At 65.2% G+C, this 23,413-nt stretch carries 20 protein-coding genes and 1 pseudogene; 17 read left to right on the top strand and 4 right to left on the bottom strand.

What is annotated here, in order from left to right; all coding sequences use genetic code 11:
* Positions 1 to 30: 30 nt before the first annotated feature.
* On the top strand, positions 31 to 1,071 hold the full coding sequence (locus tag LCM4577_RS16570; RefSeq protein ID WP_071072264.1) for a substrate-binding domain-containing protein: 1,041 nt from the start codon (positions 31 to 33) through the stop codon (positions 1,069 to 1,071).
* Here the strand turns inward: LCM4577_RS16570 and LCM4577_RS16575 are convergent, their stop codons facing one another.
* The 4 genes and pseudogenes from LCM4577_RS16575 to LCM4577_RS16590 all read right to left on the bottom strand — a co-directional run.
* Positions 1,072 to 2,250 (bottom strand): mandelate racemase/muconate lactonizing enzyme family protein, encoded by a 1,179-nt coding sequence (locus LCM4577_RS16575; protein ID WP_071072266.1) that lies wholly within the window; start codon positions 2,248 to 2,250, stop codon positions 1,072 to 1,074.
* A complete protein-coding gene (locus tag LCM4577_RS16580) occupies positions 2,247 to 3,227 on the bottom strand; it encodes a transketolase family protein (protein ID WP_244508344.1) in 981 nt (326 codons plus the stop codon). Before LCM4577_RS16580 ends, LCM4577_RS16575 begins: the two co-directional genes overlap by 4 nt.
* 8 nt (positions 3,228 to 3,235) lie before the next feature.
* On the bottom strand, positions 3,236 to 4,084 hold the full coding sequence (locus LCM4577_RS16585) for a transketolase (protein WP_071030259.1): 849 nt from the start codon (positions 4,082 to 4,084) through the stop codon (positions 3,236 to 3,238).
* Between the two features lie 78 nt (positions 4,085 to 4,162).
* Positions 4,163 to 4,810 (bottom strand): annotated as a pseudogene (locus LCM4577_RS16590) (SDR family NAD(P)-dependent oxidoreductase); the annotation flags it as partial.
* A 192-nt stretch (positions 4,811 to 5,002) separates the two neighbouring features.
* Between LCM4577_RS16590 and LCM4577_RS16595 the strand changes: the two are divergent.
* The 16 genes from LCM4577_RS16595 (at position 5,003) to LCM4577_RS16670 (ending at position 23,367) form a co-directional block, all read left to right on the top strand.
* Complete coding sequence (locus tag LCM4577_RS16595; RefSeq protein WP_071072269.1) at positions 5,003 to 6,223, top strand: mandelate racemase/muconate lactonizing enzyme family protein; 1,221 nt, start codon at positions 5,003 to 5,005, stop codon at positions 6,221 to 6,223.
* A 212-nt stretch (positions 6,224 to 6,435) separates the two neighbouring features.
* Positions 6,436 to 8,829 carry a thiamine pyrophosphate-dependent enzyme gene (locus tag LCM4577_RS16600; RefSeq protein WP_071072537.1) on the top strand — a complete coding sequence of 798 codons (2,394 nt, stop codon included), beginning with the start codon at positions 6,436 to 6,438 and terminating at the stop codon, positions 8,827 to 8,829.
* Positions 8,830 to 8,860: 31 nt separating this feature from the next.
* Positions 8,861 to 9,871 carry a C-terminal binding protein gene (locus LCM4577_RS16605; protein ID WP_071072271.1) on the top strand — a complete coding sequence of 337 codons (1,011 nt, stop codon included), beginning with the start codon at positions 8,861 to 8,863 and terminating at the stop codon, positions 9,869 to 9,871.
* Positions 9,868 to 10,581, top strand: coding sequence for an E3 binding domain-containing protein (locus tag LCM4577_RS16610; RefSeq protein ID WP_071072272.1), 714 nt, complete (start codon positions 9,868 to 9,870; stop codon positions 10,579 to 10,581). The genes LCM4577_RS16605 and LCM4577_RS16610 overlap by 4 nt, the downstream gene beginning before the upstream one ends.
* A gap of 82 nt (positions 10,582 to 10,663) precedes the next feature.
* Complete coding sequence (locus LCM4577_RS16615; protein ID WP_071030249.1) at positions 10,664 to 11,434, top strand: GntR family transcriptional regulator; 771 nt, start codon at positions 10,664 to 10,666, stop codon at positions 11,432 to 11,434.
* Between the two features lie 202 nt (positions 11,435 to 11,636).
* Entirely contained in the window at positions 11,637 to 12,701 is a 1,065-nt protein-coding gene (locus tag LCM4577_RS16620; protein ID WP_071072274.1) for a substrate-binding domain-containing protein, read from the top strand.
* 67 nt (positions 12,702 to 12,768) lie between these two features.
* Positions 12,769 to 13,836 carry a sugar ABC transporter substrate-binding protein gene (locus LCM4577_RS16625; protein WP_071072276.1) on the top strand — a complete coding sequence of 356 codons (1,068 nt, stop codon included), beginning with the start codon at positions 12,769 to 12,771 and terminating at the stop codon, positions 13,834 to 13,836.
* A gap of 167 nt (positions 13,837 to 14,003) precedes the next feature.
* Positions 14,004 to 15,506 (top strand): sugar ABC transporter ATP-binding protein, encoded by a 1,503-nt coding sequence (locus LCM4577_RS16630; protein ID WP_071030243.1) that lies wholly within the window; start codon positions 14,004 to 14,006, stop codon positions 15,504 to 15,506.
* A 3-nt stretch (positions 15,507 to 15,509) separates the two neighbouring features.
* Entirely contained in the window at positions 15,510 to 16,538 is a 1,029-nt protein-coding gene (locus tag LCM4577_RS16635; protein ID WP_071030241.1) for an ABC transporter permease, read from the top strand.
* Positions 16,535 to 17,503: an ABC transporter permease gene (locus LCM4577_RS16640; protein ID WP_071072278.1), complete on the top strand. Its 969-nt coding sequence runs from the start codon at positions 16,535 to 16,537 to the stop codon at positions 17,501 to 17,503. The genes LCM4577_RS16635 and LCM4577_RS16640 overlap by 4 nt, the downstream gene beginning before the upstream one ends.
* 2 nt (positions 17,504 to 17,505) lie before the next feature.
* Complete coding sequence (locus LCM4577_RS16645; protein ID WP_071072280.1) at positions 17,506 to 18,384, top strand: SMP-30/gluconolactonase/LRE family protein; 879 nt, start codon at positions 17,506 to 17,508, stop codon at positions 18,382 to 18,384.
* A 207-nt stretch (positions 18,385 to 18,591) separates the two neighbouring features.
* Complete coding sequence (locus tag LCM4577_RS16650; protein WP_071072282.1) at positions 18,592 to 19,632, top strand: proline racemase family protein; 1,041 nt, start codon at positions 18,592 to 18,594, stop codon at positions 19,630 to 19,632.
* Between the two features lie 220 nt (positions 19,633 to 19,852).
* Positions 19,853 to 20,845: a cell division protein FtsZ gene (gene ftsZ / locus LCM4577_RS16655; protein WP_041008074.1), complete on the top strand. Its 993-nt coding sequence runs from the start codon at positions 19,853 to 19,855 to the stop codon at positions 20,843 to 20,845.
* A gap of 219 nt (positions 20,846 to 21,064) precedes the next feature.
* Positions 21,065 to 21,352: a YciI family protein gene (locus LCM4577_RS16660; protein ID WP_071030233.1), complete on the top strand. Its 288-nt coding sequence runs from the start codon at positions 21,065 to 21,067 to the stop codon at positions 21,350 to 21,352.
* Positions 21,353 to 21,366: 14 nt separating this feature from the next.
* On the top strand, positions 21,367 to 22,428 hold the full coding sequence (locus tag LCM4577_RS16665) for a maleylacetate reductase (RefSeq protein WP_071072284.1): 1,062 nt from the start codon (positions 21,367 to 21,369) through the stop codon (positions 22,426 to 22,428).
* Positions 22,429 to 22,458: 30 nt separating this feature from the next.
* Entirely contained in the window at positions 22,459 to 23,367 is a 909-nt protein-coding gene (locus LCM4577_RS16670) for an intradiol ring-cleavage dioxygenase (RefSeq protein WP_071072285.1), read from the top strand.
* The last annotated feature ends 46 nt before the right edge of the window (positions 23,368 to 23,413 follow it).

Genomic DNA, 23,413 nt, shown 5'->3' on the forward strand with positions numbered 1-23,413 from the left:
TTCGCGCATCGTGCTTGTTGGAGCTTGGCGATGACCGATGGGTCAGGTGACGATCCCGGCGGGAACACACCCTCGCAGCGCCTTGGGGTTCGCGAGATCGCGCGACGCATCGGTGTCGCGCCGATAACCGTGTCGCGTTCCCTGTCCAATCCCGGCAGGGTCTCGGCGGAGACGCGCGCCAGGGTGCTGGAGGCGATAGAGCAGATCGGCTTCGTGCCCAACCAGCTTGCGTCGAGCATGCGCGGCAACGGCCGTATGATCGGGACGGTGGTGCCGCCGCTGATCAATTCGGGCATCGCCGAGCAGGTGCAAGGCATGTCCGACGAATGCCATGAGGGCGGCTATTCGATGCTGCTGGTGCAGGGTGAATTCACGCCGGAAGCCGAGGAGAAAGCGATACGCACGCTGCTCGGCTGGCGCCCGGCCGGCATGATCCTTCAGAGCTTCGTGCAAAGCGAAACGGCGCGTGGCTTGTTGAAGGGCAGCGGCGCGCCGGTGGTCGAGATCTCCGAGGTCAAGGGCCGCGATCCGATCGACATGGTGGTCGGCATCTCCAATTTCGAGACCGCCTACGCCATGACCATGCATCTGGCCGCCAAGGGCTACAGGCGGATCGGTTTCGTCTCGACGCCGATCCATGGCAATGACCGCCTGCGACAGCGCCGCACCGGCTACCATGCGGCGCTGACCAAGCTCGGCATCAGGAACCATGACGGCATGGAAGTCGAGGTGCCGATCACCGCGCAGGGCGGCGCCGAGGCGCTGATCACGCTGACATCGCGGCACAAGGACATCGACGCCATCTTCTTCTCCAGCGACACGCTGGCCGTCGGCGCCGTGCAGGAATGCCACCGGCGGGGCTGGGCGGTGCCCGGCAGGATCGCCATCGCCGGCTATGGCGACATGGACCTCGCCGCGCAGCTCTATCCGCGGCTGACCACGGTGAAGGTCAACCGCTACGACATGGGCCGGCGCGCCGTGCGGCAATTGCTGGCAAGGCTGGGCGGCAATGGCGAGGTGTCGGCCGTCACCAGCCTCGGCTTCGAGATCATCGACCGCGAAAGCGCCTGATCAGGATTTTGTCACCGGCTGCTCGCGGCGGCCCAGACGCTTCTCCCAGCCCTGGGCATGGACGTTGAGATAGGCGTTGGGATCGTAAGGATGATCCTTGATCGCATCGAGGTTGAGATCGATGCCGAGCCCCGGCGCTTGCGGCAGCGACAGGTGGCCATTGTCCGGATTGACGGTCGGATGCCAGGTCACGAGATCGCGGGTCCAAGGATCGTTGAAGGCGTCGAAGTGCTCCTGGATCAGGAAATTCGGCACCGCCGCCGCCAGCTGCAGGCACACCGCCGTCGCCACCGGTCCGCCGCTTTGATGCGGCGCGATATGGCTGCCGTGAGCAAGCGCAAGATTGGCGACCTGCAGCGACGGCGCGATGCCGCCAAGCGACATCGGCTCGGGCTGGAAGATGTTGACGCCGCCGCCGGCGGCAAGCGTGTAGAACTGGCCGACCGTGTCGTACATTTCGCCGGTCGCCACCGGGATGGGTGAGCGGTGCGCCACCTCATGCACCGTCTCCTGGCGATCGCGCGAGGTCGGCTCCTCCCACCAGTAAATGTCGAGATCGGCGAATTTCTGCGCCGCCTGAAGCGCTGCGATCTCGGTGAAGCGCGCATGCACGTCGATCAGGATCAGCGTGTCGCTGGGCAGTCCATCGCGCAGTTCGCGGCAGATTGCGTAGGAAAGCTCCAGTTCCTCGCGAGAGATGAAACCTTGCGCGGTGCCGAACGGGTCTAGCTTGAACGCCTTGAAGCCCTTGGCCAGCACCGCCTTTGCGGCTTCGAGAAAGGCTTCCGGCGTGCGTTCCGTGCGATACCAGCCATTGGCATAGCCAAGCACCGTGTCGCGTACTTGCCCGCCGAGAAGCTGGTGGATCGGCACGCCCAGGCTCTTGCCCAGAATATCCCAGCAGGCGACCTCGATGGCCGCGATCACCGTGCGGTGGATGTGGCCGCCGTCGAGCGAAACACTGTCCAGCATGCGCTTGGCCAAGGCGTTGATGCGGCGCGGGTCCTGGCCGATCGCGAGATGCTTGAGCTCATGCACGCCGGCCTCGGTGGTCTTGATGAAGCCGTTCAGCGTGCCTTCGCCGACGCCATGGATGCCCTTGTCGGTACGGACCTTGACGAAAAGCCAGTTCTTCCAGCCGRCGCCGACGGCAAAGGTCTCGATGTCGGTGATCTTCATGCGGTCACTAACCTGGTAATCGTTGCGATGACGGCTTCGGTGGTGAGACCGTATTTCGCCTGCAAGGTCGGCACCGCGCCGCATTCGATATAGCGGTCGGGCAGGCCGATGCGCGTCACTTTCTTCGCGATGCCCGCCTCGAACAGGCTTTCGACGACAAGGCTGGCCAGGCCGCCGACCATGACATGGTTTTCCGCCGTGACGATCCGGCGGACGCCGGAGGCGAACTCGGCCACGGCGCAGGCGTCGAACGGCTTGATCGTCGGCACGTGCAGGACGCCGGTGGAAATGCCCTGTTTCTGCAAGGCCTCTGCCGCGTCCAGTGCCCGCTCGGTCATGAAGCCGGTCGAGACGATGCCGACATCGGAGCCTTCGCGAAGCCGCCTCGCCTTGCCGATCTCGAATGTGCGGCCAGGCTCGAACACGACGGGGACGCTGCCGCGCAGCAGCCGCATATAGACGGGCCCCTGATGCTCGGCGACCGCGGCAGTCGCCGCCTCGATCTCGGTCGCGTCGCAGGGATCGATGACAGTCAGGCCGGGGATCATGCGCATCAGCGCCAGATCCTCGATCGCCTGATGCGTGCCGCCATAGCCTGTCGTCAATCCCGGCAGGCCAGCGACGATCTTCACGTTGAGGTTGGAGTGGGCAAGCGCGATGGCGACGAAGTCATAGGCGCGACGCGTCGCGAACACGCCATACGTGGTGGCGAACGGCACCTTGCCGGCGCGGGCAAGCCCGGCGGCGACCGCGACCAGATTCTGTTCGGCCATGCCGACATTGAAGAAGCGGTCGGGAAAGGCGTCCCGGAACGGCAATATGTCGGTGTATTTGCCAAGGTCGGCGGTCAGCCCGACGATATCAGGCCGGCTCTGCCCAAGTCTGGCCAGGGCCCGCCCGAAGGGCGCCTCAACGCTTTGCCGGCCGCCGCCGACAGCCTCGTCCTGGCCCATGGCCAGCGTCCGTTCTGCCTTCATGCCGCCGCTCATAGGTGCGTTCCCATGCTTTTGTCGAATTCTGCGATGATGCCGTCCCATTGCACCACGTCGATGCGGAAGAAGTGCGATTTCTCGCTGGTCTCGATGCGTGGCACGCCTTTGCCGGGCAGGGTGCGCAGCACGATCGCCTTCGGCTTGCCATTGCGCTTGCGCGCGCCGGCCAGCGCATCGACGATGGCTTTCATGTCGTTGCCGTCGATCTCCGCCGTTTCCCAGCCGAAGGCGCGCCATTTGTCGGCCACCGGCTCCATGTTGAGCACCACGGGTCCGTCGGCCTGGATGCCGTTGCAGTCGATCAGCGCGACGAGTCCGTCCAGCTCGAAATGGCTGGCCGACATCGCCGCTTCCCAGGTTGAGCCCTCCTGCATCTCGCCATCGGAAAGCTCGACGAAGACGCGCGCGTCCGAGCGATCGAGGCGAAGTCCCAGCGCCTGGCCGATGCCTTGCCCGAGGCCATGTCCGAGCGAGCCGCCGATGACCTCGACGCCCGGCGTGGTGTCGAGCGTCGACATCTCCAGCCGGCTGTCGTCGGCGCCATAGGTGACAAGTTCCTCGACCTGGATGATGCCGGCCTCGGCGAGGGCGGCCCAAAGCGCGATCGAGTAGTGCCCGGTCGACAACAGGAAGCGGTCGCGATCCGGCCATGCCAGATTGTGCGGATCGTAACGCAGCTCGTGGAAATAGAGCGCCGCCAGCGTGTCGGCGATGCCGAGGCCCTGGCCGATATAGCCCTGGCCCTGGCCGCGCGCCATGGTCAGCATATGGCGGCGAAGCAGCGTCGCCTTGCGTTCCAGCGCGGCGACATCGGCGCTGCCGGGAGGGGAGTTTCGCAGCATCGATGCCTRGTCCTTGTCCAGCCCGCCCGACATGTTGAGCCGCTCGGCGGTCATGTATCGCGGCGCGTCGAGGCAGAGCCAGACGACGGCTTCCGCCACCTCGGAAATCTCGGCGCGGCGGCCGAGCGGAATGCGGCGCGTGCGTTCGTCGAGGAAAGCCTGCAGATCGCTGCGGCCATTGGCGCGGGCAAGATCGAGCTCGGTCGAACGCTGCATCTCGGTGTCCATCATGCCCGGCGCCAGGCTGTTGACCAGCACGCCGTAGGGCGCAAGCGCGACCGCCGCGGCGCGGGTGATGGAATCGACGCCGGCCTTGCTTGCCGTGTACGCGGTGTAGTCGGGCAGCGCCATGCGCGAGCCGGGCGAGGTGATGTTGACGATGCGCCCCGAGCGCTGCTCGCGCATCACTCGGCCGGCGGCCTTGCAGGCCATGGCGAGAGCCGTGACGTTGAGGGCCAGCGTGCGCGTCCAGGCCTTGAAGGTTGCGTCGAGGAAGGGCTCGATCACGCCATAGCCGGCATTGTTGACGAGGATGTCGATGCCGCGCCAACGCGCGACCACTTTCTCGACCGCCGCTTCCGGAGCGCCCTCGAGCGTGAAGTCACCGATGATGGTCTCGGCTTCCGCGCCGGCTTGGGCGATCTGCCTGGCCGTCTCGGTCAGGCCTTGGCCATTGATGTCGGTAATTGCGACGGCGCAGCCGCGCCTGGCCAGTTGCAGCGCCACCTCGCGGCCAAGCCCTCCGGCGGCGCCGGTGACAAGCGCCCTGCGCGGGGTGGTGTCTGGTATCTCAGCAGGCAAGCCAACCTCCTCCCAAGGTCATCTTGACGCGATGGATACCGGTATCCATAGATAGGTGTCAACGGGCTTGTGCTACTGTTCGCGAACTATGCGCTCCGGTGGAGCCGGGAGGGAAAATTGAAGATCGTCGCGCTTGAAACGCTGCAACTGGCGGAATTCCCATTCCTGTTCTGGCTTCGCGTCCATACCGATGCCGGCCTTATCGGCACCGGCGAAACCTTTTGGGCGCCGGGACCGGTCGCCTCCTACATCCACGACAATGTCGCGCCTTACCTCATCGGCAAGGACCCGCGCGATATCGAGCTGCACGACCGTACGCTGGGCAGCGTCTATGTCGGCGCGCGCGATTCCGGCGCGGAGCTGCGCGGCAATTCCGCGGTCAATATCGCGCTGTGGGATATCTATGGCCAGGCGCTCGGCGAGCCGGTCTGGCGGCTGCTGGGCGGCCGCACGCACAAAACCGTGCCGATCTACAACACCTGCGCCGGCTACAAGCATGTGCGCGCCAGCAAGAAGAATGCGCTGTTCGAGCGCGGCGAGGATTGGTCGCTCAAATCGGGCGATTCGAACGAAGGCCCGTATGAGGATCTGCTGGCATGGCGCTACAATGCCGGCGATCTCGCCAGGAGCCTGAAATCCGAAGGCATCGGCGCCATGAAGATATGGCCGTTCGACATCGCCGCCGAGGCATGTAACGGCGCCCGCATCTCGCTTACCGACCTCGACAAGGCGCTGGAGCCGTTCCAGAAGATCCGCGACGCCGTCGGCCGCGACATGGAGATCATGGTCGAGCTGCATGGCCTGTGGAGCCTGCCGCCGGCGCTGCGCATCGCCGAGGCGCTGAAGGCCTACGACGTCGCCTGGCTGGAGGAGCCGATCCGCTACAACGAGCTCGACGCGACGGCCGAGTTGGCGCGCCACACATCGATCCCGATCGCGGCCAGCGAGCGGCTGRCCACGCGGCAGATGTTCAAGCAACTGATCGACAAGCGCGCGGCCAGCGTGATCATGATCGACCTCGCCTGGTGCGGCGGCCTTTCCGAAGCGCGCAAGATCGCCAACATGGCCGAGGCCAGCGAATTGCCGGTGACGCTGCACGACTGCACCGGGCCGATCGTCTATGCCGCCAGCTGCGCGCTGTCCGCCACTCTGCCGAACGTCAACTACCAGGAAGCCGTGCGCGCCTACTTCACCGGCTGGTACATCGAGATCGTCGCCGATATTCCGCCGGTCAGCGACGGCCATGTCGCGCCACTCGACGGGCCGGGGCTCGGCCTCAGTCTTCGGCCGGAGCTGTTCCAGCGGCCCGACGCCACGGTGCGGATCACCAAGATCTAGAGCACGGTTTTCGTCAGGACCTTTGTCAAAACAAGGCGATGGAGCGTTTCACCGGTTCGGTGAAACGGCGGACGCGCTTGCGTCTCGCACGCTTTGCTCAGAGCCTGTAGACATTATGCTATTATAATCTATTATCAACCCGAAGCGAGCAGCCACAAGCTCGCCGCCGGCGCGTTCTTGCCCGGCGCCAGACAGATCCATGGGAGGCTTTGGTGGCAATTTCTGCGGCGCGCGCACGCGAGGATTTCAAGGGTGCGCCAAATCTGCCCGACCGAAAAATCCTGCTCGACCTGTTCGAACGCATGGTGTTGCTGCGCCGCTTCGAAAGCGTTGCCCAGATCGCCTGCCGCAAGGGCGAGACACCTGGCTTCCTGCATCTCTATATCGGCGAGGAAGCGACCGGCGTCGGGGTCTGCGCGCATTTGCGGCCGACCGATTGGGTGACATCGACCCATCGCGGCCACGGCCATGCGCTGGCCAAGGGCGCCAATCCCGGGCGCGTCATGGCCGAGCTGTTCGGCAAGGCCGACGGCATTTGCGGCGGCCGTGGCGGCACCATGCATCTCTACGACCGCTCGGTCGGCCTGTTCGGCACCAACGGCATCGTCGCCGCCGGCATCGGCCATGCCGTCGGCATCGGCATGAGCGCCCGCCGGCAGGGCCGCGACGATATCGGCGTCGCTTTCTTCGGCGACGGCGCCGCCAATCATGGCGGCTTCCACGAGGCGCTCAACTTTGCCGCCGTGCAGCGCGCGCCGGCGGTCTTCATTTGCGAGAACAATCTCTACGCCACCGCCACTCCGCTCAAGTCGATCACGCTCAACCCCGAGATCGCCACCAAGGCCGCGTCCTACGGCATGCCCGGCGTCGCTGTCGACGGCAACGACGTCTTCGCCGTCTGGCTGGCCATGAAGGAAGCGACCGAACGCGCTCGGGCCGGCAAGGGCCCGACGCTGATAGAGGCCAAGACCTATCGCACTGTCGGCCACCATGAGGGCGACCCGGTCATCGGCACGTACAGGACGCAGGAAGAACTCGACGCCTGGATCAAACGCGATCCGATCGACATGTTCCGCAAGCGGCTGATCGAGGACTATGGCGTTGCCGACGCCGAGGCGCTCGCGGCAATAGAGGCGCGGATCGAGAAAGTGGTGGAGGAGGCGCTCGCCTTCGCCCGCGCTTCGCCCGAGCCCGATCCGGCGACGGTGCGCCTGCATGTCTTTGCCGATCCGATCAATCCGCCGGCCGCCCTGAAGCCGCGCGCCGTCGGCGAGACGCGAACGCAAGGCTGGCTCGAAGCGGTGCGCGACGGCATCGCCGAGGAGATGCGCGCCAATCCGGCGATCCTCTATTTCGGCGAAGGCACCGGCGAGCGCGGCGGCAGCTTCGCCCACACGAAGAACCTGTGGCAGGAGTTCGGCCCTGATCGCATGGTCGACACGCCGATCTCCGAGCAGGGGTTCACCGCCGCCGCCGTCGGCGCTTCGGCCACGGGCGCGCGCACCGTCTCGGACCTGATGTTCGCCGATTTCGCCTTCGAGACCGCCGGGCAGATCTTCCTGCAGGCGGCGAAGCTGCGCTACATGACCAGCGGCGTCATGAGCGCGCCGATGGTGGTGCGCGTCGGCGCCGGCGCGCTGCGCAGTTCCGGCCCGCATCACAGCGGCATCTATCATCCGGTCTTCGCCCATATGCCCGGCTTGATCGTCTGCGTGCCGTCGAATCCGGCTGACGCCAAGGGACTGATGAAGACGGCGCTGAGAGCCGGCGATCCCGTCATCATGCTCGAACCGAAAGCGCTGTTCGCTTCCAAGGGCGAGGTGCCGGCGGGCGAGCACTATGTGCCGTTCGGCGTCGCCCGGATCGCGCGGGCAGGGAAAGACGTCACCATCGTCGCGGCCGGGCAGATGGTGCAGCGCGCTTTGGAGGCGGCGGAGGCATTGGCGGCCGAAGGCATCGAGGCCGAAGTGATCGACCCGCGCACCATCATGCCGCTCGATATCGACACGATCGTCGCCAGCGTCAGGAAGACCCATCGCCTGCTCATCGTCGACGAGGCGTGGGCCATGTGCGGCCTTGGCGGGGAGATCGCCCAGGCGATCAACGAACTCGCCTTCGACGAGCTCGACGCTCCGCCCGGAAGACTGCATACGGCACYGACGTCCCATCCGTTCGCGCCGGTGCTGGAGCGAGCCATGCTGGTCGACACGGCACGCATCGCCGAGGGCGCTCGCGCTGTGATTGCCGGCAAGCCGCCGGTGCCGGATCACTGGTACACGGTCGGTCTGAAAAGCGCTGCGCCGRCAAAGCCAGCAGCTGTTCCAGCCAAGTCGCAGCCTGCTCCACAAGCTGCTTCCGTACCCGCCAGCGACGACGAGCCGGTGACGATGCCTTTCGGCGATCTCACCGTCAGCGAGGGCACGGTCGTCAAATGGCTGAAAGCGGTCGGCGACACGGTCAAGGAAGGCGAACTGATCGCCGAGATCGAGACCGACAAGGCCGTGGTCGAGATCGAGGCGCCGGTCAGCGGGACGCTGAGCGCGATCGATCAGCCGGTCGGCGCCGTGGTGCCGATGGGCGGGCGCATCGGCGGCATCAAGAAATAATCACCTGTACCCAAGAATCCGAAGGGCAAGCATGAAGATCCTGTGCGCCAATTGGCAAGCCGCCGACGAGGCCGAGCTCGAACGCGAGCACTATCCTGACATCGAGTTCATCCTGGCACGCTCGACCAACGATAAGGCCGCCGCGCTCGATCCGGCGGTTTGCCAGACGGTCGATGCGGTTATCAACTATTCGCCGACCCACAATGTCGCCGCTGCGCCGACTGCCTTTCCCAAGGCCAGGATCGCGGTGCGCTCCGGCGTCGGTTTCGACAACATCGATACGGCCGGCTGGGGCGCGCGCAAGATTCCCGCCTGCAACGTGCCTGACTACGGCACCACAGAGGTTGCGGACCATGCCATCGGCCTGATGCTGGCGCTGACGCGCGGCACGTCCGCCTATGGCGCCGAGCTAGCGGCCAATGGCGTCAAGGGCTGGCATTTCTCCAAGGCGCCGCTGGTGCGCCGTCACAAGGGGGCGACCTTCGGCATCGTGGGGCTCGGCCGCATCGGGCTTGCCGCGGCCCGCCGTGCTGCCGCCTTCGACATGAAGGTGGTGTTTTACGATCCGCATCTTCTGTCCGGCGTCGACCTGTCGACCGGCTATGAGCGGGTGCATTCGCTGGCCGAGCTGATGGGGCGGGCCGATGTGGTGAGCGTGCACGCGCCGTTGRGCGAGGAAACGCGCAAGCTGCTCGGCGCGGATGCCTTCGCCGCCGCCAAGCCGGGCCTTGTCTTCGTCAACACGGCGCGGGGTCCGATCGTCGATATCGACGCGTTGGAAGCGGCGCTGCGCAACGGCAAGGTTGCCGGCGCCGGGCTGGACGTCCTGCCGAACGAACCGGGCGACCTCGACCATCCGCTTCTGGCGGCGTGGCGGCACCGCGAGCCATGGATCACCAACCGGCTGATCGTGACGCCGCACGCGGCCTTCTACAGCCCGGCGGCGATGCGCGATCTCAGGCTGAAATCGATCGAAGTCGTGCATGCCTATCTCGCCGAGGGACGACTGACCAACTGCGTCAATTCCGAGTATCTGAAATGAACGTTGCCGTCGCATCGCGGCTGGCTGTCTCGCCCTATGCGCGCCGGCTTGCCCGCGAGCGCAACCTTCCGCTCGAAGCCCTCCGCGGCAGCGGTCCGGGCGGCCGCATCCTGGCCGCCGATGTGCTCGAGTTCGTCCCGCTCGAAGCGCCTGCGGCGCTTGCGGATGCGGCTCCGGCGCCAACGGTTGCCGCTTCCAGCATCGCCGCCTTCGCGACATCGATCGCGCTGGGCGCGTTGCATGAATTGTTGGCCGCGCTCGAGAGCTCGGGGAAAGTGTTCGACATCGACGATATCCTGCTGCGCGCGGTGGGTAGCGCATTCATCGAGATTTCGGACGGGGCGCAGGCCGGCGAGGTGAGGGTGGCGCTCGAACTGGGCAAGAGGCAAGTCGTCTTCGCGGCCACCTCGGGAATGCCGCTGACATCGTTGCGCGCGACGCGGCTTGCGGCCCAGACGGACACACGCGACGATTCGCAAAAACCCGCCATCCTGTCCGTGCGGCTGCTGCCGCCGAGCGATATCCGACCGATGATGATGCCGCTGTTGCCTGGCCGGGCCATGCGCCTGACAGTCTCGGTCGACAGCGCGGGCGACCATGCCGAGTGCCTGCTCACGGCAGACACGGCAGCCTTCGACGAGGCGACCTCGACCGCATGGCTCGCCGCCCTGAAATCGGCGGTCGAGCATCCGCTCCGGCTCTTCGTCTAGGACTGCGGATCGTCGCCGGCGTTGCCTAGCCTCGGGCGACGGAAGCTATTATAAAAGCTTCGACACAGACGCGACGAGGCTCATGGACAACGCCGTTCCCACCATCGACAGTCTTCCCAGGCGCACGCTTGGGCGCTCCAACGGGCCGCTCTATCGCCAGCTTGCCGACATCTTGCGTGTGCCGATCGGCGACGGCACTTTTCCCGTCGGCGGCGAATTGCCGAAGGAGGCGGCGATCGCCGAGCATTTCGGGGTCAGCCTGATCACCGTGCGCCAGGCGCTGCGCGATCTCGAGGCCGACGGCCTGATCAAGAAGCGCTCGGCGAAACCGGCGGTGGTCGCGGCGCGCAGCCCGTCGGTCAACCTGAGCTGGAAGTTCAAGAACTTCGCCGACATGGCGGCCTTCACCAAGGACGCGCAGCTGACGGTGAAATCCTATCGCAAGGAAGTTTCTCCTGTGCTCCAGCGCCATTTCGGCATGGGCAAGGAGGAGGCKGGCTATTGCCTGCGCAGCGTGCTGTCGATCGGCGAGCAGAGGAAGGCGCAGATCACCACCTACTTTCCCCCAGATGTCGGCGCCAGGCTGAAGCGCGAGGACTTCTCCGACGTGCTGATCTTCCGCTCGGTGCAGAAGCATCTCGGCCTGCGTCTCGACGTGGCGCATGTCACCGTGCGCGCCGAAATCGCCGACGAGGCGGTTGCCGCCGATCTCGGCATCGCGCTGGGCAGCGCGGTGCTGACCGTGGAGATGCTCTATCAGTCGGCCGACCAGCGCAGCATCGAGTTCTCCGTCGCGCGCCATCCGGCCGATATTTTCAGCATCACCTACGACGCGCCCAACGACCTGTCCTGAGGCTGCCCCGACGTGCGATTTCTGTCGACGGGCACATAGACAGACCTATAAAATTATAATAGCATGATAGCTAGGCTGAGATGCCGGCGGGAAGCGAGATCGCGCGCGAATTCCGTCGCCACGGCGGCCTGCCGAAAGGCCCGGTGTCCGATCAAGATGGCGCAGTCCATCGCCGGCCGGGGAGGAACATAGGGAGGAGACAATGCAATCGAGGAGCCTGTGCGCCGGCCTGATGGCGCTTGCCGGATTCGCAGTCTGCGTTGGAGCGACATCCGGCCATGCCGAAGCCAAGAAAACCTACGCCATCTACCTTTCCAACAATTTCGTCGGCAATGACTGGCGCCAGCAGATGGAGCGCGTCGCCAATGTCGCGGTCAACAAGGGACCGCTGAAAGGCCGCGTCGACCTTAAGATCGAAAATGCCGAGAACACGGTCCAGGCGCAGATCAACTCGCTGAACAACATCATCCGGCAAAAACCGGACGCCATCCTGATCGACGCGTCGTCGGCGGAGGCTCTCAATCCCACGATCAAGAAGGCCTGCGACGCCGGCATCGTCGTCGTCAGCTTCGACCAGACCGTGTCGGCCGAATGTGCCTACAAGCTGCATTCCGACTTCGACATCATGGCCAACAACCAGGCCGAATGGATGGCCTCCATGCTCGGCGGCAAGGGCAAGGTCTTCATGGATCGGGGTCTCGCCGGCGCGCCGATATCCGAGCAGTTCGAGAAGAACTTCGGCGCCGTGCTCAAGAAATATCCCGGCATCGAGATCGTCGGCTATTTCAACGGCAACTACGCCGCGGGGCCCGAACAGGAAGGCGTGGCGGGCCTGCTCGCGGCGCATCCGGAGGTCGACGGCATCTTCTCGCAAGGCTACGGCACCGGCGCCATCAAGGCGCTGCAGAATGCCGACCGGCCGATGGTGCCGGTCGTCGCCGCCGCCTTCAATGGCACCGGCGTCACCTGCGCCGAGACCAAGGGCGCGAAATGCTGGCTCGGCGCCAATCCGCCGTCGCTGTCTGCGGAGGCGATCAAGCTCGCCGTCGACATCCTCGATACCGGCAAGAAGCCGGCCGACACGACCGTGCTGTTCAATTCGCCGGGCCTGACCACGGACATGGTCGCGGCCAAATACGCGCCGAATTCCTCGGCCGTGAAGATCGAGCTCGGCAAGACCGTGTTCCCCGATCTGGCGCCGGGTCTTTCGCTGCCGGTGTCGCCAAGCTGGGTGGAGATCACGCCGAAGGAGGCCTCGGGAAGCTGATTTGATGAGGAGATGGCGCCGCAGCGCGGCGCCACGATTTCGAAACGAAAAACGGGAGGAGAAAATCATGAAATTATTGAGCCGTTACACCGGCCTCGCAGTGCTTGCCGCGACCATGATGGCGGTCGGCATGCAGGCCGGGCATACCGAGGACAAGAAGCCCTACACCATCTATCTCTCCAACAATTTCGTCGGCAACGACTGGCGCCAGCAGATGGAGCGCGTCGCCACCGTGTCGGTCAACAAGGGGCCGCTCAAAGGCCGCGTCGACCTCAAGATCGAGAATGTCGAGAACACCGTACAGGCGCAGATCAACTCGCTGAACAACATCATCCGCCAGAAGCCGGACGCGATCCTGGTCGATGCCGGTTCGGATTCGGCGCTCAACCCCACCATCAAGAAGGCCTGYGACGCCGGCATCGTCGTCATCAGCTTCGACCAGGTGGTGACCGAGCCTTGCGCCTACGCCGTCGCCTCCGATTGGGACCGCATCCCCGCCGTCATGGCCGAGTGGATGGCTACGCAGCTCGGCGGCAAGGGCAACATCATCCTCGACCGCGGCCTCGCCGGCGCGCCGATCTCGGCGCAATTGCAGGGCGGCTATGAGAAGGTGTTGGCCAAATATCCCGACATCAAGGTGGTCGGCTATTACAACGGCAATTATGCGCTCGGACCGGAACAGTCCGGCGTGGCGGCACTGCTTGCCGCCAACCCGAAGATCGACGGCATCATGACGCAAGGCTACGGCTCGGGCGCCATCCAGGCGCTGAAGGATGCCGGCCGGCCGATGGTCCCGGTCGTCGGCTTCTCCTACAATGTCGCGGCCGTCACCTGCGCGCAGACGCAAGGCGCCAAGTGCATCCTCGGCTCTAACCCGGCCTATCTGTCCTCGGAAGCGATCAAGCTTGCGGTCGATATTCTGGACACCGGCAAGAAGCCGGCCGAACGCTCGGTGTCGGTCAAGGGTGATTTCGTGACGACCGATCCCTTCGAGTCGAAGCTCTATCCGGGCACCAAGATGATCAAGATCGCGGTCGGCGAGAATGCTTTCCCCGACCAGGCGCCCGGCCTGACGCTGCCGATCACGCCCGACTGGGTCGAGATCACCGCCGCGGAAGCGGCCGGCAGCAAGTAACATCCTGTCCCACGATCCTGTCTCCCGGCATCGAGCGATGCCGGGAGACCTTTTCGAGCAATTCCAGGAAAAGTGTGAGCGGTTTTCCGTCCGGAATTGCGTAAAAACAAGGAGATAGAGCGGTTCGCCGTTTCCCTGAAACGGTGAAACGCTCTAGAAATCGGCCCATGGATCTCGTCACCGTCAATGGTCTGTCCAAACGTTACGGCGGCATCGTCGCGCTGAGCGAGGCCGCATTCGGCGCCCGCGCCGGCGAGGTGCATGCGTTGCTCGGCGAGAACGGCGCGGGCAAAAGCACCTTCATCCAGATCCTGTCGGGAGCGGTGCAGCATGATGGCGGCACGATCCTGGTCGACGGGCAGGATTATCGTCCGGCCAATCCGGATGCCGCGCAGGCGCGCGGCATCGCCGCCGTGTTCCAGGAATTGTCACTCATCCCCGATCTCAGCGTCGAGCAGAACATCTGGTTCCGCCACGAACCCCGGACATGGCTTGGCACCGTCAACCGCGCGGAGATGCGCCGCAAGACTCTGGCGCTGCTCGAGAAATACGATTTCCCGGCGCTACGTCCCGAACAGGAGCTGCGGCGGCTGACACTGGCCGAACGGCAGATCGTCGAGATCGCCAAGGGCCTAGCCAAGGACCCGCGCATCCTGATCCTCGACGAGGCGACGTCGGCGCTGCCGGCGCGGGAAGCCGAATGGCTGTTGAAGCTCACCCGGCAACTGGCCGCCGAGGGCAGGCTGGTCATCTTCATCTCGCACCGCATGGCCGAGGTTCGCGCCATCGCCGATCGTCTGACGATATTCCGCAATGGCAGCACCGTCGCCGCGCATGAGGCCGCTGCCGTTTCCGATGACGAGATCGTCACCCAGATGATCGGCCGGCATCTCGACCGGCTCTATCCCGAGCGCGTGCCGACAATGACCGATCGCGTCGCGCTCAAGGTCGCGAACCTCGCCAGCGGCAGCCGCCTGTCGGGCGTGGACTTTTCTCTTCGCGAGGGTGAGGTGCTCGGCGTCGGCGGCCTGCAGGGCCACGGCCAGCGCGAGCTGTTCCAGGCATTGTTCGGCGCAACGAAAGCGAGCGGCGCGATCGAGCTTTGGGGCAGGCCAGCGGCGATCGGCAATCCGCGCCAGGCACTGACCGGCAAGGACGGCATCGCGCTGGTGCCGGAAGACCGGCGCGGCCAGGGCCTGCTGTTGACCAAGAGCGTGCGCGAGAATTTGACGCTGTCGGTGATCAAGCGCTTCACCGAAAACGGCCTGCTCAGCCGCCAGAAGGAAGCGGCCTTGGTCAAGGAGATGGTCGATTTCCTGCGCATCAAGGCCGGCACGCCGGAACAGCTTGCCGGCACTTTGTCCGGCGGCAACCAGCAGAAGGTGATCTTCGGCAAGATGCTTTTGACGCAGGCGCGCGTGCTCCTGCTCTACGATCCGACGCGCGGCGTCGATGTCGGCACCAAGGGCGAGATCTTCCAGCTGATGCGCGATCTCGCCGCCAAGGGCTATGCGATCCTGTTCCATTCGAGCGACATGCCGGAGCTCGTCCATGTCGCCGACCGCGTGCTGGTCATGCGCAACGGCCGTATCGCCGCGACACTGGAGGGCGATCATATTTCGGAGGAGGAGATCCTGCGCGCCGCCATGCTTGAGACCAGGGCGGCCTGAGGCATGGTGATGTCCGTGGAGCAGACTGTGGAAGGGGCGCAGATGCCGGCGCATGCGAAAGACACCAGGCCGGGCATCGATTGGCGTGGCCGAGCGCTCGACCGCGCGCCGTTCCTCGTCGCCTGCCTGATGCTGGCCTTGATCGTTGCCATCTATGGCAGCCTGCAGTCCGGCGTCTTCACGCTGGACGAGCTCAATCTCGATACGGCGGCGGCGATGACGCTGATGCTGGCGGCAACCGGACAGACGATCGTTCTTGTGCGCGGCGGCATCGATCTGTCGATCGGCGGCATGATCAGCCTCGGCACGGTGATCGCGGCGACGCGTTTCACCGACGATCCGTCGACCACGGCGTTCTGGGCGCTGACGATATTGGCGCTCGGTTTCCTCATCGGCACGCTCAACGGCCTGTTGATCTCGCTGCTCAAGCTGCAGCCCTTCCTGGTGACGCTCGCCACCTGGTCGATCCTCAACGGCGTCGCCATGATCATCCTGCCGACCGATGGCGGCAGCGTTCCGGGTTGGTGGGTTGGCTTCGCTTCCGCGCAGCTCCTCGGCCTGACCAGCCCTGTCTGGATGCTGCTGGCGCTGCTCCTCTTCTGGTGGTGGTTCCGCGCGACGCGCGTCGGCATCACCATCCAGGCCTCCGGCTCCAACGAGAAATCGGCCTTCCTGTCGGGCGTTTCGATCACCCGCGTCAATACCGTCACCTACGGCCTGTCCGGCCTGTTCGCGGCGGGCGCCGCGCTGTTCCTGATAACGCAGACCGGCGCCGGTTCGCCGACCATCGGCAAGGACTATATCCTGCCCTCGGTGGCAGCCGCGGTGATCGGCGGCGTCAGCCTGTTCGGCGGCCGAGGCCATCTCGCCGGCACACTGATCGGCGCTTTCGTGCTCACCCTCATCGGCAATCTGGTCTTCGTCCTGCACGTGTCGAGCTACTGGCAGCCGGTCGCGTCGGGCGTCATCCTGCTGCTCTCGGTGCTGGCCAGCTCGGTCGCCGAAAAGGCCGCGAGGAGCCGGGTCCAATGAGCGCTTTCCTCGCCCGCAATCGCCTCATCGTGCTCGCCTATGCCGGCATGGTCGTGCTGCTCCTGGTCACGGCGATGTTCTCGCCGGGCTTCCTGTCGGTCTCCAACATGCGCTCCACCGTGGTGCTGGCGGCCTTCGTCGGCATCGTCGCGCTCGGCCAGACCTTCGTCATCATCGGCGGCGGCATCGACCTGTCTGTGCCCTGGGTGCTGAATTCGGCCGCGATCGTCATGGCGCTGCTCTGCGGCGGGCAGGATCTGCCGCTTGTCTGGGTCATGCCGCTGCTGCTTGCGGGCGGCGCCTTCATCGGGCTGGTCAACGGCGTCGGCGTCGCCCAGTTCGGCGTGCCGCCGATCATCATGACCTTGGCCACCAACGTCATCCTGCAGGGCCTGATCCTGGTTTTGACCGGCGGCTCGCCGACGCCTTCGGCGCCGGCGCTGATCCAGTTCCTTTCGGTTGGACGTATAGGCGGCTTCCCGGTCATCGCGCTGATCTGGCTCGCGCTGACGCTGATCGCCACGCTGCTGCTCTCCAAGGCGGCGTTCGGGCGTCATCTCTATGCGCTCGGCACCAGCGCGACGGTCGCCGAATTCTCCGGCGTGCCGACGGCGCGCACCACCATCCTGACCTATATCGTCTCCGGCCTCACCGCCGCCTTCGCCGGCATGCTTTTGACCGGCTATTCCGGCCAGGCCTATCTCGGCATGGGCGACGCCTATCTGTTCACGTCGATCGCGGCAGTCGCCATCGGCGGGGCCTCGATCCTCGGCGGCAGCGGGCATTATCTCGGCACCGTCGCGGGCGCCATGGTGCTGACCATTCTCACCGGGCTCTTGCCGGCGCTCAACCTGTCGAGCGGCGCGCTGCTCGTCGTCTATGGCGCGGTGATCCTGATCACGGTCTCGATCGGCAGCGAGACCTTCGCCGGGCTCGRCGGCAGACTTCGCGGCAGAAGGGCTTGAACATGGTCGAAATCACTTGCGTCGTGGATGCTGGGGCCGAACTGGGCGAGGGCACGTTGTGGGACCCCAAGGCCGGCGTGCTCTGGTGGATCGACATCTGGAAGAAGCTGATCCATCGCTACGACCCGTCGACCGGCAAGGACGAGGTGTTCGAGACGCCGGAATATCTCGGCTGCCTCGGGCTACGCCAGAAGGGCGGCCTGGTGCTGACCATGGCCGACGGTTTTCATTTCTTCGACCCGGCGACCGGCAAGTTCGAGGCGATCGTCGACCCGGAAGCGCATATGCCCAAGACCCGCTTCAACGACGGCAAGCCGGACCGGCAGGGGCGGTTCTGGTCGGGCTCGATGTTCGAAGCGCCGGGCCAGCTCGAATTCATCGGCGCGCTCTACCGGCTCGATCCCGATCTTTCGGTGCACAAGATGATCGACGGCATCGGCTGCTCCAACGGTCTTGCGTGGAGCCCGGATTCGAAGACCATGTATTTTTCCGACAGCCATGCCGGCGCGGTCTGGGCCTATGATTTCGACCCCGCCACCGGCGATATCGAGAACCGCCGCACCTTCATCGACATGACGGTCACCGGCGGCGTCGCCGATGGCGCCACCGTCGATGCGGAAGGGTGCTACTGGGTGACCATCCCGGTGACCAGCAAGGTCTGTCGCTACGATCCGACGGGCAGGCTGATGCAGACGGTGGTGCTGCCGACCGACCTGCCGACCTGCTGCGAATTCGGCGGCAAGGACCTCGACATCCTCTATGTCACCTCCGCTGTGCTCCGGCGTCCCGCCAGCCATTTCGTCGGCCAGAAGCATCCGGGCGGGCTGTTTGCGCTCGATGTCGGCGTCAAGGGCCTGACGCTGCCCGCGTTCAAGGGATAGCGCCGGCAATCGAGATGTCACCGGCGGTGTCTCGACATTGGCACCGAGGCAGGGGATTGCCGTGATTTCGTCATCAGCGCCGGCATGCAGCTGAAAAACGTCGGCGGTCACGATTCTCCTTGAGGCTGGCGCGCGGATTGATCAGTTTGTTCCCGAAGCACGCCACTTGCCGGGGCGGATAGCTGCGGCGGACAGGGAGAACAAGCAATGCGCACCAAGATCAGCATCCGCGTCGTCGGCTGCCATGCCGAGGGCGAGATCGGCGATGTTATCGTGGGCGGCGTGCTGCCGCCAGCGGGCCGCACGATGATGGAAAAGATGATCACGATGGAACGCGATCACGACCATATCAGGCGCATGCTGATCTGTGAGCCGCGCGGCAGCGTTGCCCGGCATGTCAATCTCCTGGTGCCTTCGACGCGCGAGGATTGCGTAGCGGGCGCCATCATCATGGAGCCGACCGAATACCCGCCGATGTCCGGCTCCAACACGATCTGCGTCGCCACGGTGCTGCTCGAAACCGGCATGGTGCCGATGCAGGAGCCCGAGACGCGCTTCAAGCTGGACATGCCCGGCGGCGTCATCGAGGTGCGCGCCGAATGCAAGGACGGCAAATGCCTGTCGATAACGTTCCGCAATGCCCCCGCTTTCGCCCACAGCCTCGATGCCAATATCGAGGTGGAAGGGCTTGGCACGCTGAAAGTCGATATCGCCTATGGCGGCATGTTCTACGCGATTGTCGATGCGTCCGCGCTCGGCTTCTCGGTTACAGCCGACGAGGCCCGCGAATTGGCGGTGGCCGGCGAGAAGGTCCGCCGCGCGGCACGCGAGCAGCTCGATGTCGTGCACCYGCAGTTCGACAATGTGCGCGGTGTGTCGATCGTGCAGTTCGCCATGCCGTTCCAGGGGACGGGCAAGGTCACGCGCAACACCTGCATCGTCTCGCCCGGACGCTCGGACCGCAGCCCGACGGGTACCGGCACCTCGGCCCGCATGGCCGTGCTGCAGGCGCGGGGCCAGATGAAGGAAGGCGAGGTGCTGATCCATGAATCGATCATCGGCTCGCGCTTCACCGGCAAGATCCTCGAGCTCACCGAAGTGGCTGGGCGCAAGGCGATCGTGCCGCAGATAACCGGCCGCGCCTGGATCACGGGCGAACACAACTACTATCTCGATCCGACCGATCCCTATCCGCAAGGCTATGTGCTGTCGGACACCTGGGGCACCTCGACTTCGGTGACGCAGTAGAATTTCCCGCAACGGCGTCGGCTCGGATCACACGGGCGCCCGGACGCTTTCCAGCTCTCGGCGGGGGATTTGCGCCTGGACAGATTCCCGCGGACCTTGCAGGGAGGCGCCTCCTCTGATTCCCTGCGCTTGGTGGGGTCGCCTGATTCGCGCGCTTGTTGTTCCGGTCCCGCATGATCTTGGGGCAGGGCAGCAGGTGCTTTGGTAGAAAGATGAAAAAATGACCGCCAAGCCGGAAATCCTGGAGATGAGACCCAAGATCACCGTCGTCGGGGTCGGCGGTGCCGGCGGCAACGCCGTCAACAACATGATCGCCGAGGGGCTGCAAGGCGTCGAGTTCGTCGTCGCCAACACCGACGCGCAGGCGCTCACCATGTCGAAATCGTCGCGGCTGATCCAGTTGGGCGCGCATGTCACCGAAGGCCTGGGCGCCGGATCCCTGCCGCAGGTCGGCAGTGCCGCCGCGGAGGAATCCATCGATGAGATCATGGATCACCTGGCGGGAACGCATATGTGCTTCATCACCGCCGGCATGGGCGGCGGCACCGGCACCGGCGCCGCGCCAGTGATCGCGCGTGCCGCACGCGATGCCGGCATCCTGACGGTGGCCGTCGTCACCAAGCCTTTCGTCTTCGAAGGCAAGCGCAGGACCCAAGCGGCCGAGGAAGGCATCGAACGGCTGCGCGAGAGCGCCGACACCGTGATCGTCATCCCGAACCAGAACCTCTTCAGGGTCGCTGACGCCAGGACCACCTTCGCCGACGCTTTCGCCATGGCTGACCGCGTTCTCTACGCGGGCGTCGGCTGCATCACCGACCTCATCGTGAAGGAAGGGCTGATCAATCTCGATTTCGCCGACGTGAAGTCGGTGATGCGGGACATGGGCCGGGCGATGATGGGAACCGGCGAGGCCTCCGGGGAAGGGCGTGCCAAGATCGCGGCCGAGGCGGCGATCGCCAATCCGCTCCTCGACGAGGCCTCGATGTCCGGCGCCAGGGGGCTGCTCGTGTCGATCTGCGGCGGCATGGACATGACGCTGTTTGAGGTCGATGAAGCCGCGACGCGGATCAGGGAAGAGGTCGACGCCGATGCCGACATCATCGTCGGCGCCATCTTCGACCAGGCATTGGCGGGAAAGTTCCGCGTGTCGGTCGTCGCAACCGGTTTGCGCAAGAGCGCGGAGATCGCGCAGTTCGAGCAGCGGATCGCCTGAGACCGCGGCGATCTCGCGGCGGCACTCCCGGACCGCGCGATGTGGGGTGGCACCCTCGCGCGCCTGTTCGTCGCAAGCCCTCGCGACAGCACCGGCTAGCATCTGTCCAGATTGGACTAATTGACCAGCCTGTTCGACAGGAGTCGATTTAAGTTCCTTCGGGGAGGAGTAGACTTAGCGACGATCGATGAAGCGTCGCGCCTACCCGGGAGGATTACCTTGCTTTTTGCCGTGCACTGTCTCGACCATGCCGATGCGCTTCCGCGCCGGCTTGCCAATTATGATGCCCACAAGGCCTATCTTGCCGGCGGCAAGGTCGCGACCGTGATCTCGGGGCCGCTGGTCGCGGCGGATGGCGCAACCATGATCGGGTCGCTCTTCGTCTTTTCCGCCGACAGCATCGAGGAGGTGAAGGCGTTCAACGCCGGCGACCCGTTCAATGCCGCCAATGTCTGGCAGAGCGTCAGCATCAATTCTTTCCTGCTGCGCGTCGACAACCGGGCCTGACGGGGAGAGGCTCGATGAAAAGCTTCGTCTATAACGGCCAGCCGGCGCGCGTCGTCTTCGGATCGGGCACGATCGCAAGGCTGCCGGAGGAGATCGACCGGCTGGGATTGAAACGCGTGCTCGTGCTGGCGACGCCGCCGCAGGAGGCGGACGCCCGGCGTCTTGCCGGATCGCTCGGCGGCACGGCGGCCGGGGTCTATGCCGGGGCGACGATGCACACGCCCGTGCCCGTGACCGAGGACGCGCTGAAGGTCGTGGCGGAGCTTCAGGCCGATGGGCTGGTTGCGGTCGGCGGTGGTTCCACGACAGGCCTCGCCAAGGCGATCGCGTTGCGCACCGACCTGCCGCAGATCGTGATGCCGACGACCTATGCCGGCTCGGAAATGACGCCGATCCTCGGCGAGACCAAGGATGGCGTGAAGGTCACCCAATCGAGCCCGAAAGTGCTGCCGGAAGTGGTGATCTACGACGTCGATCTGACGATGACGCTTCCCGCTTCCTTGTCGGGAACGAGCGGCATGAACGCCATCGCCCATGCGGTCGAGGCGCTCTATGCCAGGGAAAGCAACCCGGTGATAAATCTGATGGCGACCGAAGCCATAGGCGCGTTGGTGAGCGCCTTGCCGGTGATCGCCGGGAGCCCGCACGACCGCGAGGCGCGCTCCGAGGCGCTGTACGGTGCCTGGCTTTGCGGCATCTGCCTCGGCTCGGTCGGCATGGCGCTGCATCACAAGCTTTGCCACACGCTCGGCGGCAGTTTCGATCTGCCGCATGCGGAGACCCATACGATCGTGCTGCCGCATGCGCTGGCCTACAATGCGTCCGCCGTTCCGGCCGTCATGGAAACCCTGCGGGCCGTGCTGAAGACGGACGATCCTGCCATGGCTCTCTACGATCTCGCCGGCCGGATCGGGGCACGGCGCGGGCTCGCCGAGATCGGCATGCCAGCCGACGGGATCGACATCGCGACGGACCGTGCGCTGGCCAATCCCTACTGGAACCCACGGGCGCTGGAGCGGGAACCGGTCCGGGCCCTTATCGCGCGTGCCTATGCCGGCGAGCCGCCGCAGGCCTGAAACCCGAACGTCCCTGGAGGAATTATCGCCATGACAGGCACCGCAGACGCCGCTCGACCAAAATATCCCTATTTCGAGGAAGAGACTTCGGTCGACGTGGTCAACGCGCGCATGGGGCCGGATGTCGACCCGCGCTTGCGCGAGGTGATGAGCGTGCTGGTGAAACATCTGCATGCCGCCGTCAAGGAGATCGAGCCGACGCATGAGGAATGGCTGCAAGGCATCAAGTTCCTCACCGACGTCGGCAAGATGTGCTCCGACTGGCGGCAGGAGTTCATCCTGCTTTCCGACACGCTCGGCGTTTCGATGCTCGTCGATGCGATCAATCACCGGCGTCCGAACGGCGCCACGGAAAACACCATTCTCGGCCCGTTCTATGTGCCCGAAGCGCCGCGCTACGAGCACGGCGCGAACATCTGCCTCGACGGCAAGGGCGAGCCGATGGTGGTGCGCGGCCGCGTGCTCGACACGCAAGGCAAGCCGATCGCCGGAGCGTTGATCGACGTCTGGCAGACCAATGACGACGGCTTCTACGATGTCCAGCAGAAGGACGTGCAGCCCGACTGGAATCTGCGCGGGGTCTTCACCACCGACGAGAAGGGCGAATACTGGTATCGCTCGGTCAAGCCCCGCTACTATCCGATCCCCGACGACGGACCGGTCGGAAAGATGCTCGCGGCGCTCGGGCGCCATCCGAACCGCGCGGCGCATGTGCACTACATCGTCAGCGCGCCGGGCTACGATCCCGTCATCACCCACATCTTCGCGCCCGATTGCCGCTACCTTGCCGAGGATGCAGTCTTCGGCGTGAAGGATTCGCTGATCGCCGATTTCACCAAAGTAACCGACCGGGAAAAGGCGAGCGCGCTCGGTTTCGAGGCTCCGTTCTGGTCCGTCGAGTGGGATTTCGTCCTGGCGCCCAAGACCGCTGCAGCTTGATCCTGGGTAGTTTCGCCCAAATTGGACAAAAGCTGGCGCCGAGCCA

The sequence above is a fragment of the Mesorhizobium sp. LCM 4577 genome (genome assembly GCF_001854795.2).
In the GTDB taxonomy this organism is placed as follows: Bacteria; Pseudomonadota; Alphaproteobacteria; order Rhizobiales; family Rhizobiaceae; genus Mesorhizobium; species Mesorhizobium plurifarium.

Excerpts from the sequence above, each read along its gene's own strand:
- LCM4577_RS16570 (WP_071072264.1), top strand. The coding sequence starts at position 31 with ATGACCGATGGGTCAGGTGACGATCCCGGCGGGAACACACCCTCGCAG.
- LCM4577_RS16580 (WP_244508344.1), bottom strand. The coding sequence starts at position 3,227 with ATGAAGGCAGAACGGACGCTGGCCATGGGCCAGGACGAGGCTGTCGGC.
- LCM4577_RS16585 (WP_071030259.1), bottom strand. The coding sequence starts at position 4,084 with ATGCTGCGAAACTCCCCTCCCGGCAGCGCCGATGTCGCCGCGCTGGAA.
- LCM4577_RS16610 (WP_071072272.1), top strand. The coding sequence starts at position 9,868 with ATGAACGTTGCCGTCGCATCGCGGCTGGCTGTCTCGCCCTATGCGCGC.
- LCM4577_RS16620 (WP_071072274.1), top strand. The coding sequence starts at position 11,637 with ATGCAATCGAGGAGCCTGTGCGCCGGCCTGATGGCGCTTGCCGGATTC.
- LCM4577_RS16630 (WP_071030243.1), top strand. The coding sequence starts at position 14,004 with ATGGATCTCGTCACCGTCAATGGTCTGTCCAAACGTTACGGCGGCATC.
- LCM4577_RS16635 (WP_071030241.1), top strand. The coding sequence starts at position 15,510 with ATGGTGATGTCCGTGGAGCAGACTGTGGAAGGGGCGCAGATGCCGGCG.
- LCM4577_RS16645 (WP_071072280.1), top strand. The coding sequence starts at position 17,506 with ATGGTCGAAATCACTTGCGTCGTGGATGCTGGGGCCGAACTGGGCGAG.
- ftsZ (WP_041008074.1), top strand. The coding sequence starts at position 19,853 with ATGACCGCCAAGCCGGAAATCCTGGAGATGAGACCCAAGATCACCGTC.
- LCM4577_RS16665 (WP_071072284.1), top strand. The coding sequence starts at position 21,367 with ATGAAAAGCTTCGTCTATAACGGCCAGCCGGCGCGCGTCGTCTTCGGA.
- LCM4577_RS16670 (WP_071072285.1), top strand. The coding sequence starts at position 22,459 with ATGACAGGCACCGCAGACGCCGCTCGACCAAAATATCCCTATTTCGAG.